The sequence below is a fragment of the Desulfosporosinus sp. BICA1-9 genome (genome assembly GCF_000802135.1).
In genome coordinates, this window is record NZ_JUEE01000006.1 from 45612 (window position 1) to 58060 (window position 12449).

General features: G+C 46.8%; 8 protein-coding genes. All 8 read right to left on the minus strand.

All coding sequences use genetic code 11. From position 1 onward, the window contains the following. Positions 1 to 41: 41 nt before the first annotated feature. The 8 genes from JL57_RS00625 to JL57_RS00660 all read right to left on the minus strand — a co-directional run bounded on the left by JL57_RS00625 (position 42) and on the right by JL57_RS00660 (position 12125). Positions 42 to 1595, minus strand: a complete 1554-nt coding sequence (locus JL57_RS00625; protein ID WP_034140111.1) for an acyl-CoA carboxylase subunit beta — start codon at positions 1593 to 1595, stop codon at positions 42 to 44. 266 nt (positions 1596 to 1861) lie between these two features. Further along, complete coding sequence (locus tag JL57_RS00630) at positions 1862 to 3019, minus strand: acetyl-CoA C-acyltransferase (protein ID WP_034140112.1); 1158 nt, start codon at positions 3017 to 3019, stop codon at positions 1862 to 1864. Between the two features lie 11 nt (positions 3020 to 3030). Then, positions 3031 to 5418, minus strand: coding sequence for a 3-hydroxyacyl-CoA dehydrogenase/enoyl-CoA hydratase family protein (locus JL57_RS00635; protein ID WP_034140113.1), 2388 nt, complete (start codon positions 5416 to 5418; stop codon positions 3031 to 3033). 99 nt (positions 5419 to 5517) lie between these two features. After that, positions 5518 to 6819 carry a DUF362 domain-containing protein gene (locus JL57_RS00640; RefSeq protein WP_034140114.1) on the minus strand — a complete coding sequence of 434 codons (1302 nt, stop codon included), beginning with the start codon at positions 6817 to 6819 and terminating at the stop codon, positions 5518 to 5520. A 32-nt stretch (positions 6820 to 6851) separates the two neighbouring features. After that, positions 6852 to 7718 (minus strand): 3-hydroxyacyl-CoA dehydrogenase family protein, encoded by an 867-nt coding sequence (locus tag JL57_RS00645; RefSeq protein WP_034140115.1) that lies wholly within the window; start codon positions 7716 to 7718, stop codon positions 6852 to 6854. Positions 7719 to 7873: 155 nt separating this feature from the next. Continuing rightward, positions 7874 to 9688, minus strand: coding sequence for an acyl-CoA dehydrogenase (locus JL57_RS00650; protein WP_034140116.1), 1815 nt, complete (start codon positions 9686 to 9688; stop codon positions 7874 to 7876). A gap of 152 nt (positions 9689 to 9840) precedes the next feature. Further along, positions 9841 to 11319, minus strand: coding sequence for a 4-hydroxyphenylacetate 3-hydroxylase family protein (locus tag JL57_RS00655; RefSeq protein WP_034140117.1), 1479 nt, complete (start codon positions 11317 to 11319; stop codon positions 9841 to 9843). Positions 11320 to 11345: 26 nt separating this feature from the next. Continuing rightward, complete coding sequence (locus JL57_RS00660) at positions 11346 to 12125, minus strand: enoyl-CoA hydratase/isomerase family protein (RefSeq protein ID WP_034140118.1); 780 nt, start codon at positions 12123 to 12125, stop codon at positions 11346 to 11348. Positions 12126 to 12449: the final 324 nt, after the last annotated feature.

Here is a 12449-nt window from a genome sequence, read left to right on the forward strand (position 1 = left end):
CCGGAAGAGAGTATACCTTTCACCTATGCTTCATTTCTTTTTTAGGGTCGCATGGCATGTTGGTAGGGGCCTAACTGTTGTGGCAAAAGGGCATAAGCATCCCTTACCCATTCGCAAAGAAGTGGACGAGTTTCGCGTGGGTCAATAATCTCCTCGATACCAAAAGCTTCTGCAGTACGTAAAGGTGACCGGATGGGTTCCATACTATCCATAATTTCCTTAAGAAGAGCCTCGGGATTCGAACTAGCTTCTAACTCCCGACGATAGGCTGCTTGCACTCCTCCTTCTAAAGGTAGGGAACCCCAGTCACCCGACGGCCAAGCGTAACGTAAATGAAGAGCATGCCCATTGATCATACCTGCTCCGCCAACACCGAAAACTCGTCTTAAAATAATTTCGATCACAGGTACTGTAGCTTGGTAGATGGCTGCTATTGCCCGAGCACCCCGACGAATAGTACCCCTCTTTTCCGCGTTTAGACCTATATCCATTCCCGGTTGATCCACTAAATTGACAATGGGTAAATGAAACGTTTGGCATAGATCTACGAAACGTTCTAATTTATCCGCTCCTTTGTCGGTAAGCCCTCCACCCCGGATAAAGGGGTCTGGGGCGATAACGCCCACCGGATGACCCTCTAATCGTGCCAGCATAGTAACTGTGCCAGCACCGAAAAAACGTCCCATTTCGAATAAGGATTCTCGGTCGAAAATCATCGGTAGCAGTTCTCGGATTTTATAAGGACGTCTTCTATTTCGCGGGATTACTGAAAGTAATTTTTCCTCTCTACGCTGAGAATCGTCGTTTGACACCGCAACGGGTGGAGAATGCCATACATTGGACGGCAAATAGGAAAGAAACGTTTTAATTTGCTGGAAAGCCTCCTGTTCTGATTCAACCACATTATCGACAACCCCACTGGCTCTGTGAACCTGCACTCCTCCCAGTTCCTCTTTAGATAAAATTTCCCCAGTCCCGTATCTGACAACAGGCGGACCAGCCACCATAATTTGAGAATTATTCTCAGCCATTACCGAAAAATGGGCGGTTACGACTCTCGCTGCACCCAACCCCGCTACTGATCCGAGACAAGCAGCTACCACAGGAATACAACCTAGATTAGCGACCACCAAGTCCCAGGCTGGGTTGACTGGTACATAAGTGTAGCCTTCATTGGACAGGAACTTGACGCTCCCTCCACCTCCAGTGCCATCTACCAAACGAATGATGGGTATCTTAAGGTCATGGGCCATTCGCTCAGCATACTCCTGCTTTCCTCGCACTGAACCATCTGCAGCGCCACCGCGTACGGTAAAATCATCTCCTCCAACAACAACTTTACGCCCATCAATACGTCCCGTTCCAAGGACAAAATTGGCTGGAACGAAATCGATCATCTTGCCTTCCTCGTAAGTAGCTTTTCCTGCTAAAGCCCCTGTTTCGTGAAACGTACCTAGATCGAGGAGTAGCTCAATTCTCTCTCGGACCGTTAACTTACCTTGCGCCCGGTGCTTAGCGACCCGCTCTTCTCCTCCCATTAGTTTGGCTAAATCTTCCCGTCTGTGCAATTCATCAACCTCAGGTTGCCAATTCATTTCATAACCCCCTTCGAACTCTTTTCTAATACGTCAGGAAATGTCTATCATACCCGACTCAAGCCGGTGTGCTCTTATGGAATGCTTAGACCATACAATCCCATCTCCGCAGCCTTATCGAGCAAAATATAATCCTAATAATCGTGGATGTATACTAAAAGGCCTCGTCGAACGAGGCCTCTTAGTATTTTTCAACTTCTTTAATGTTTATTGCTTTTTTGCCATATGTTTAACTTTTGTGCTTCGCGGATTAACTCCTCACAACTCTACAACAATTCGTACACGCCGGCAGCTCCCATGCCGCCACCGATGCACATGGTAACCATGCCGTATTTCTTCTTTTGTTTTGTCAATTCATGTAATAAAGTTGCTGTGAGCTTAGCTCCGGTACAACCGAGTGGATGTCCAAAAGCAATGGCCCCGCCGTTAGGATTCACTTTTGCCGGGTCTATGTCCAGCGTCTTAATGATCGCCAGCGACTGTGAGGCAAAAGCTTCATTTAGCTCGAATAAGTCGATTTGATCTAGGGTCAACCCAACTTGCTTTAAAACTTTGGGGATGGCCTTAATCGGACCAATGCCCATCAGTTCGGGTTCGACACCAGCGACAGCAAATCCACGCCAAACGGCTATTGGTTTCAAACCTAGAGCCTTGACTTTTTGTTCAGACATAAGAAGGGTGATTGCTGCACCGTCACTGGTCTGGGACGAGTTCCCTGCCGTGACCGAGCCCCCATTCAAGAAGGCTGGCCTGAGTTTAGCCAACGATTCCATCGTGGTTTCTGGACGAATCCCCTCATCTTTATTGAACCATTTTTCACCCGGTTTTCCCCAAGTGGGTAAAGGAATTGAAACAATCTCGTCATCAAAGCGTCCTCTGCTTTGGGCAGCAAAAGCTTTCTGATGGCTTTGTACCGCGAAAGCATCTTGCTGTTCACGCGTGACCTCATATTTTTTTGCTACGTTTTCAGCAGTTATGCCCATCGATATATAGACTTCTGGAGCATTCGCCAACATAAAGGGATTCGGAGCCGGTTTATTCCCAACCATCGGGACCATGGACATGCTCTCTGCTCCGCCACCGATCATCACATCTGCTTCACCTAAGCGAATCCGATCTGCAGCCATGGAAATCGCCTGAAGCCCTGACGAACAAAAGCGATTAATAGTTACACCTGTAACGTCAAGCGGGAGACCAGCGCGCATGGCCATAATTCTGGCCATATTCATCCCTTGCTCTGCCTCTGGAAACGAACAACCAATAACGCAGTCATCAATCTCTTCCGTTTTAAGAGCAGGAACATTTTTGAGAATATCCTGTATAACATAAGCCCCTAAATCATCTGGACGAACCTGTGCCAAGCTCCCTTTAACCGCTTTACCAATGGCCGTCCGCTTGGCCTGTACAATGTACGCTTCTTGCATGCTTTTCCCCCCTAATTCCGTAATGGCTTGCCTTTGGCGAGCATATGGCGGATGCGATCCTGTGTTTTCGCTTCCCCGAGTAAGCTAATAAAGACTTCTCGTTCAAGATCTAAGAGATATTGCTCGTCCACGAGCATTCCAGCCGGACGATCCCCACCGGTAATGGCATAAGCCAGTTTATTGCCAAGCTGCTGATCATACTCTGAGATATAATGTCCTTTGCGCATGCCATACATTGCCAGTTCCAAGGTGCCGCGAACACCGGAACCCGCTATTTTGACCTTCGTTGGCAAGTTAGGTCTGAAGTTACGAGCCAAGTCGATGACCCGTGCCTTAGCATCCATAATGATATGCTCCGGATTCATGCTATAGCGATCATGGTCACGCAAGAAGCCAAGCTGACGAGCTTTTTCCGCACTCGTCGAGACTTGGGCCATGGCAATCACTTCAAAACGTTTAGCAAAGAAGTAATCTGGAGCAACTTGTACGCCCGGCAGGATTCCTTCCATCGCCCGAACAGCCAATTCCTTAGTCCCACCACCAGCAGGAATTAAGCCAACACCGAGTTCAACGAGCCCCATGTAGGTTTCCGAAGAGGCCTGAATAGCATGAGTGTGTAGACAAATTTCCGCTCCACCGCCGAGGGTCATTCCGAAAGGAGCCGCTACGACAGGTTTCTTAGCGAATTTCAGGGCCATCGTTGCATTCTGTAATTCACGCACCCCAAGATCAAGATCAGTCCAGTTTCCTTTTTCGGCTGCCTGGAGAATAAGTATGAGGTTAGCACCCACGCAGAAATTCTTTCCTTGATTGCCGATCACAAGTCCTAGGTAATTTTTCTCCACTTCTTCCAACGACTTATTGATCATCTCCACAACATCTGCGTTGATGGAATTGTTCGGAGAGTGAAATTCTAAACAGGCCACATTGTCGCCAAGATCCACCAGGCTTGCACCAGCATTGCCCAAGATCACCTTGCCACCCTTATGGGCTTGTTTCAACGAGAATGAGTATGGGCTGACTGTTTTTTGATGATAGGTTCCAGCATTATAAAAAGCGGTCTGTCCAGCCTCAGTCTTCTGATAGAAACTTTCGTACCCTTTTGCGAGTAATTCTTCCACGAGCGGGGGCAGTGTGCCGCCTTCCGCGACAATACGATCTGCTGTAGCTTTGACTCCAAGTGCATCCCATAGTTCAAACGGACCCATCTCCCAATTGTAACCCCACCGCATGCCTTCGTCGATTCCGGTGATATCGTCTGCTATATCTTTGACTATAGTAGCAGCATAAAGCAGAGTCGGTTTTAAAACATTCCAAGCAAACTCTGCCCCAATATCATCTCCGTCAACTAAGGTGCGAAGTTTCTCGGGCAGACTTCTTGCAGCTTTTGCTTTTTCTAGAGAAGCAAAGTTCACACTTTTTTGTGGACCATAGGTCATGGTTTGAATATCTAATACTTCAATGACTTTACCTTTAGGACCTTTGGATTTCTTGTAAAACCCTTGGTTGGTTTTATCTCCCAACCAGCCATTATTCAGCATAGTAAATATAAACTCTGGTAAAACAAAGTTATCTTTTTCCGCAGGCACCCCATTGGCTACGTTATTGTTTGAATGGATAAAGGTATCCAATCCGACGAGATCTATCGTACGAAACGATGCACTCTTCGGACGTCCCATGACAGGTCCCGTCAAGGCATCCACTTCATCAACGGTTAACCCTGTTCGGAGCATTTCCTTAAGTAACACAGGAGAGCCGATGGCGCCAATCCGGTTCGCAATAAAATTGGGCGTATCTTTGGCCATGACAACCCCTTTGCCCAAGACTCGCTCTCCGAATTCGCATAGGAATGTAATGACATCCTGGTCGGTATTGGGACCGGGGATAATTTCTAAGAGTTTCATGTAGCGTGGGGGATTAAAAAAGTGCGTCCCCAGGAAATACCGAGTAAAACTCTCCGGGAGCCCCTCTACCATAGATTTCAAAGAGATTCCCGAAGTATTAGAAGTGACAATCGTACCTGGGCGGACCTGAGCAGCAACTTTTTTGAAGAGATCCATCTTGATATCGAGACGTTCTACTACAACCTCAATCACCCAATCCACTTCGCTTAAGCGACCTAAATCATCACTTAGGTTTCCCACCTCAATTCGCTCAGCAAACTCTGGGACTAAAAATGGGGCAGGATTCATTTTTAACATGTTGGTCTTATTCTGTTCCGCAAGGCTATTTCGAACCTTACGGTCCTCGAGGGTTAATCCGGCTGCTTCTTCTTTAGCCGTTAGTTTTGAAGGGACAATATCCAACAACAGGCTTGGAATTCCGGCATTGGCCAAATGTGCAGCAATGGTACTCCCCATCACGCCAGACCCTATTACCGCTACTTTATGAATCTGCATTTATATCCTCCTCTCGTTTCTGTTGGGCGGCACATCATTTTATCTCTTTCGGTTTTTCCTTTAACAGAAATGCGCCTTCAAACAAACTAAACATTAGCTCTACTCAACGGACCAGTCAGCGAGCTTGAAACCCTCATTCTCTTTATACCGATCAAACAAATAGTGACGGAAGCGCACATACTCGTTATAATCGCACTCGATCCCCTCTTTAGCCAAGACTTCAACGAATTTTTTCAGATCAGGCGGACATCCCCAAAGCGGAATAGCCTTTTTTACATTGACATTATTCTTATTTAAGTGACAGGCGCACTTGCCAAAGAGTACGGAATTGTCAAAACCAGTGGCAGCGATCTGCTGCTTTCCGCTTACTACCTCGACATTCGGGAAAGGCTTCCCTTTAAAAGCAGATGAGAGAAGGATCAACATGGGGTTATATTGTACCGAACAACCCGTGCACAGACTACTATCATACTTACGAATCGCCAGCCCGGTGATGCCACGCTTCTCAAACCCAGCCGGACCGGTGTCTTCTTCCGACCACTCCCAATCATAGGTTACAAATTCCTGATGATCCGCAACACTCTCCCCTCTAAGTTCGTAATCTGCCAGTTCCATACTGTACCCGTGGCGCTTGGCATAATTGGTCAGATAAGCCACCTCTTTCGCCGGATAACCGAGGATTTCCGCCCCCACAAGGTCGCAGGCAAAAGGATCACGAGAAGCTATCAGCAGGTCTTTTCTAAATGCTTTTCCAGTAGGCCCAGGGCCTTTTTCCAGGGTATAAAGACCATCGATAATCGTCAAAGCCACTGGCAGCTTTTCAATGATGCGGGGAAAAGTAAGGCTAAGCTCCTCGTCACCCACACCATGGCAAGACTGTTTAGATTTCTTATTGAGACATCCTTTAAGGTTTTTGATGCCTAAAGAGACTTTAGCCTGGTTATGGGTTTTTAACACTGGGACATTGATGATCTTGTCCGCTTCCAAGGCCTGCTTTGCAATTTCCAGCCTAAACCCGTCGCCATAATCCGTGGGAATAAACTCTCCTTGGTTAAAATCCACTAGTTTGACCCCGTAGCGCTCCTGCAGTTTCATATATCCCAACGCTTCGTAAACAGCATCCCATTGAGGGTTTAACATAGGAAGGGCGCCTTCACCAATCGTTAAATCTCTGAAACCATGTTCGGCTAGGATGCGAACCAGGGCCTTTATAACGACACTGGTGGTCACTACGCCATAGGGAGGAAATGGCAAGTCAAAATCCCAACTGACAATGTTCGGCTTAATCAGGATTCGGTCATTAATATTCAGCCCTGCTAGCCCATCGCTCAATTTTAGACTCTCCTGAAGAGACTCGTAGATATCTGTCACTTTTACGATTGATACGGATGCTCTTGCCATTTGAAACTCCCCTCCATTCTTTGTATCGTTCATCACTCGTAGGAATAAAAACCTTTTTTCGTCTTCTTACCCCATTCTCCTTTGGCAAACTTCTCAACGATTAACGGTGAGGGTTTGTCTTTAGGGTCGCGAGTTTCTTGGTAGCGTTCCATGACGATATAGTAGGAAAGATCAATACCAGTGAAATCCATCAAACGGAACGGTCCCATGGGATGGCCCAAAGCATTGGTAACCGCCATGTCAATCTCTTCAGGGGTAGCAATCCCCATGTCCGCTAGAAATAGTGCCTCACCATGCAGCGCTGCCAAGATTCGATTGATTAGGAAACCATAGATTTCTTTCTTAAGCCAGGCACCACTCTTACCCAGTTTTCCGCACAAATCCATGGTTACTTGTGCGGTTTCCGTGGAAGTATGCGGTCCCTGCACAACTTCAACCAGTTTCATGACTAAGGCAGGATTGAAGAAATGCATGTTGCATACTTTATCTGGCCGTTTCGTAGCATCGGCGATCTTCGAACTGACAATAAAGGAACTATTAGTAGCCAAAATGGCATGGGGAGGAGCAATTCTGTCCAAGTCTGCAAAGAGCTTTCGTTTTATGTCAATTTTTTCAACTGCCGCCTCAATCACAAAATCAGCGTCTCCAGCCGCCTCTTCAAGGTTTGGGGTAAAAGAAATATTAGTTATGGCCAGATCTGCCTGTTCCTGTGTCAATTTCCCTTTGGCGACCCGCTCCGGCAAATAAGTGCGTGCAAAGCCTTCAGCTTTGCTCAGCATCTCTCCGCTAATGTCGGTACAACTGACCTGATAACCGGCTAGGGCAGCACACAAAGCAATTTGATGACCCATGTTGCCTGCCCCAATTACACAAATCTTTTTGATGTCATCAATTTTCAATTAAGACACCCCCTTGTCATTAATTAATTATTCTGCGTCATTTCATCCCCCTAGACCCAACACCCAACCGGCATCTATATAGTGATCACCAAGTTTTCCGGTATCTCCAAGATCTGGTCAATCTGCTTGCCTCTCATCAATTGCACCCAGTCCTCTTAGAAAGCCGCTTCTGGTATATCGATGGCCGAAGTATCAGCTTCTTTAATAATCCGCACTGTCGCGACTACATCAGGCACTATATTGAACACATAAAATTTAGCGCTCTGTATTTTGCCGTTATAGAAGTCTTGGTCATCATTTCCTTGACCCAGTTTTTCTAGGGCAACTAAAGCTTGTTGCATCAGTAAGCAGCCGCCATAGAGTTCGGCTGTGATCCGCAAAATTCTTGTACTATACAGCGGTACCAGTCTGATATCTTCCTTAAAGTAGCCTAAGACTGTACCCAAGAGTTCTTGGTATGCTAATAATGCTTTACCCAGCACCTCGAACTCACGGGCAAAGTTGGCATGATTCTGGTTAGCCTGTACGAATGCAGCCATCTCCATCAGCCATTCTTTGAAGACAGTGCCTTTATCGAGACTCCACTTACGACCCACAAGGTCCATCGACTGTATAAAATTGGTGCCTTCCCAGATGGAGTAAATCTTGACATCCCTTGCTTGACGCGCTACTGGATATTCCTCGGTAAACCCGTAGCCTCCTAAGACTTGAATGGCCTCCGTAATCATCAGCCATCCTTGATCCGAACAATAAGCCTTGACCAAAGGAGTGATGACTTCAATCGAGCGTTTGGCTGCGTTGATATCAGCGGGGTCATCCCCGAACTGAATTAAGTCTAAATAGTAGTAGCCCTTAAAAATCATGGCACGCATAGCTTCCAAGGTGGCCTTCTGCGTTAGCAGCATACGACGGACATCTTCATGTTGGATGATGGGTACCCGACTCCCTTTAGGATTATTAATAGGTCGACCCTGAATGCGCTCCTTGGCGTAATGAACTGCATTGTTATACGCCACCGTCGCTACGGCCAGAGCACTGTGTCCGGTATCCATCCGCGATCCATTAATCATCATAAACATTTGAGACATGCCCTGTCCGATCCCTTTTTCATCCGGTGCGCTGCCTAACAGGATGCCGCGACACTGGCCCTCTTCTCCAAAGCTAAGCACTGCAGTGGACGAACCCTTGAGGCCCAGTTTGTGTTCAATCCCAACAGTTGAGACATCGTTTGGTTCTCCTAAGCTACCATCCTCATTAACCCAGATCTTTGGCACAATGAATAACGACAAGCCTTTAGTACCAGGAGCCGCCCCATCAACACGGGCTAGAACCAAGTGAATGATGTTTTCAGTGAGATCGTGATCTCCTCCAGTAATAAAGCATTTTGTCCCTTTAACCTTATAAATTAGTGGGTTATCTGTGGGGTAGGCCTTGGAAGTCATATCCCCCACATCGGAACCACCACCGGGTTCGGTTAGGCACATAGTACCTTCCCAAATGCCCTCGAACATTTTCGGGGTATAGAGGGCAATTTGCTCAGGAGATCCGAAGGCCTTGATCACGGAGGCTATACCACCGCACAACCCAATATAGGGGGACATGGCCGGGTTGGCTCCGATAATATATTCTCGGACAGCTTCATTTAGAATCTCAGGTAACGCACCCTCTCCGTCCACGTCACTGTTGCTTGCACCCCACCCGTTTTCTTGAATAAATTTAAAGGCCTTGTGGAAAGATGGTGGAACTGTAACTTTTCCATCCTTAAAGATCGCTCCAATCGTGTCACCATCATCATTGGTGGGAGCGACGATGTCTCTGCATACTTTTAAGGACTGATCAAGAATTCCATCGACATCCTCAATAGAGAGATAATCCTGAAAACGCTTTAAGCCTAGAATTTTCTTTCCATCCAGCCACTCTTTGATAATAAATTTGTGATCCCTGTTGTTATAAATAAAGTTACTAGCCAAGTACACTCATCCTTTCACTTCAACAATTCACATATCACCATCTTCGAGACAACACATATTCGTTCCAATTTGATTCCAGCTACGAATGCCGCCAGATCCTTTTTTGCTTTCAGCCATACTGACCTATAACTGCAATTGTTCCATAATTTTGCTTATTTTTTCTTTGGATTGCGTGCCATTCCAGCGATAGCACGAACGATATCCTTCTTGGAATCCATGTCATACTGGGAGGTGATAGCAATCTGTTCCATAATTGGTGATCCACCGCCATGGTACGCCCCATATTGTGTAGGACCTGAAAAGCTGGAGAGACCGAAATCTGTAAAGTTCAACCAGAACTTAATTTGATCTTCGATGGGAATCTTCGGATTTCGTTTAATGTACTTTTCTAGCAAATCTTTGGTGTCAGGGTTTATAAGGTCATTTTCATAAGGGAAGGTGGCGGGCATGCCCCCAGCGATATTGCATAGGATCTCTTGCTCGTGGAACACAGCCTCTCCGGTCAAGCACCTCCCGACATTGGCATAGATTGAGTTCGGGATATAGCTGCCAGGGCCATACTTCATAACGCCCATACCAGGCATGTAAACTTCGGGCTTGCCGAGGGCGGATGCTGTGTAGCCCGCTGCGTATCCTAGTTCACCGGTCATGATCAGCTTGGACTGCATCTCACGCACGTGTGGGGTATTCTCAATGCCATTAATTTCCGCAGCCAGAGCACTCAGACCGATTACATAGTCGAGCATGGCAGGCTTGCAGCCAGAGTAGGAATGACGGTGGAACAGAGCAAACAATAAAGCGGCAATACCACCATGCTGAATTTCTCCACAAAGGAACACTCGTTCCCAGGGAACGAAGCAGTCCTCAAATATGATATAAGAGTCGGTATAACCGTATTCAATTCCCCTTTGATAGTGCTCACGCTTGCGGACATTGTGTATATGAACTACCTGCTTTACACCTTCATAGTCTGAAGGAATTGCGAAGCATAATGCATACGCTTCTTCGCCTTTTTTAAGGGCTCGGTTAGGCACCACCAAGATCTCGTCAGAGATCGAGGCTTCAGAAATATGGACCTTGGAGCCACGGACGATGATACCATCGCTCCGCTCTTCCACTACGTGCACATACATGTCAGGGTCTTCCTGCTCGGCTGGCCGCTTCAAGCGCTCGCCCTTAACGTCGGTCTGCGCACAGCTTGCTACGAGATCCTCTCTCTGGAATCGCTCAAGCCACTTAAGCCAGTTATCATGGTAGGCAGTTTTGGCCTTAGGGGACTTCTGCGCCTCATAAGAAACCGCGTTGATCGCGTTGGCAGCATCAATACCCATGCATCGTTGGATGCACTGCCCGACCTTGTTACACATGAAACGAGTCATGTCTTGCTTCTTGTGCAAGTCTTCTACGTTTTGGTGAATGTGGTTGAAACGGTTAATGATTTCTCCAGTGATATGGGATGTCGCCGTGCAAAGATCCTTGCTGGCGGGATCCCAGGCCGCGTCAAAGGTCAAGCCCATGACGTTAATAGTACCTTCTTGACGCTCATCTAGCCTCTCCATCTTCTGTCCATTACAGTAGAGGTTGTTGTTCATCTTACCTAATCTCTCAATATACTGTGCTCTAGTTCTCATACTCCATCTCCTTTTGTTTAATAACCCTATTTTCCCTGGAATTTCGGTGAACGTTTTTCTAAAAAAGCCCTCATACCCTCTTTTTGATCTTCAGTAGCAAAAAGAAGACTAAAGCATTTATGCTCGTATTCCAGGCCTGCCTCCAAATCCATCCTTAACCCTTCATTCACTGCCGATTTGGCCAAACGTAAGGCTACCACGCCCCGATCAGCATATTTTTTTGCTATTTTTTTGGCTTCTTCAAATAACTGATCAGCAGGCACCACTTTATTCACAAGACCTATGCGTAAGGCCTCTTCTGCATTTATAAAATCCCCGCTAAAAATCAATTCTTTTGCCCGACCAGCACCGATCAGACGAGGTAGACGCTGTGTTCCTCCGCCGCCAGGCAAAATACCCAGTTTTATTTCTGGCAAACCGAATTGGGCATTATCAGCTGCGATGCGTACATCCGTAACCAGAGTTAGTTCACACCCACCGCCCAAGGCGAACCCAGCGATTGCAGCAATGACTGGCTTAGGCATGTTTTCAATTAGGTGGAAAGCTCGGTGTGAGGGATTATCGCTGGTCGTCACATCCACAGCGCTCGCTGAGGCCATTTGACTGATGTCCGCCCCTGCCGCGAATACTTTCTCACCACCCGTGATGATCACTACCCTCACTGATTGATCCGCAGCCAGTTCTTCGGCCGCTTCCGCCAACTCATTAAAAACCTGATCATTCAGCGCGTTAAGCACTTTGGGACGATTCAAGGTAAGCGTAGCTACTCCTTCTTCGATTTCTACAATTATTGTTTCGTAAGCCATTCGTACGACCTCCTAGTTAGCTTTTTTTGCTTGCCTCATACAACACTTGGTACTCCAAACGTACTCCTTTTTACGATCTTCAGAAATCTCTTAATCTTGTATTTGCAATAATTGTGCCAACCCAGTAAAAAACATAAAAACCCTCCAGGCAAACAAATTTGCTCGCTGGAGGGTTCTGTACATGTATGGAATTAGATACAAACCACGATACTTATTCGTATTTTAGTGCGTAAAGCATACAAATGACAGTGAACTCGTTCAGCTAAAGCTGAACATCGAGACTTCGGTGGGGGACTCTACCCCCACCGAAGCAAAATAAGGAAC

Excerpts from the sequence above, each read along its gene's own strand:
- JL57_RS00635 (WP_034140113.1), bottom strand. The coding sequence starts at position 5,418 with ATGCAGATTCATAAAGTAGCGGTAATAGGGTCTGGCGTGATGGGGAGT.
- JL57_RS00625 (WP_034140111.1), bottom strand. The coding sequence starts at position 1,595 with ATGAATTGGCAACCTGAGGTTGATGAATTGCACAGACGGGAAGATTTA.
- JL57_RS00630 (WP_034140112.1), bottom strand. The coding sequence starts at position 3,019 with ATGCAAGAAGCGTACATTGTACAGGCCAAGCGGACGGCCATTGGTAAA.
- JL57_RS00660 (WP_034140118.1), bottom strand. The coding sequence starts at position 12,125 with ATGGCTTACGAAACAATAATTGTAGAAATCGAAGAAGGAGTAGCTACG.
- JL57_RS00640 (WP_034140114.1), bottom strand. The coding sequence starts at position 6,819 with ATGGCAAGAGCATCCGTATCAATCGTAAAAGTGACAGATATCTACGAG.
- JL57_RS00655 (WP_034140117.1), bottom strand. The coding sequence starts at position 11,319 with ATGAGAACTAGAGCACAGTATATTGAGAGATTAGGTAAGATGAACAAC.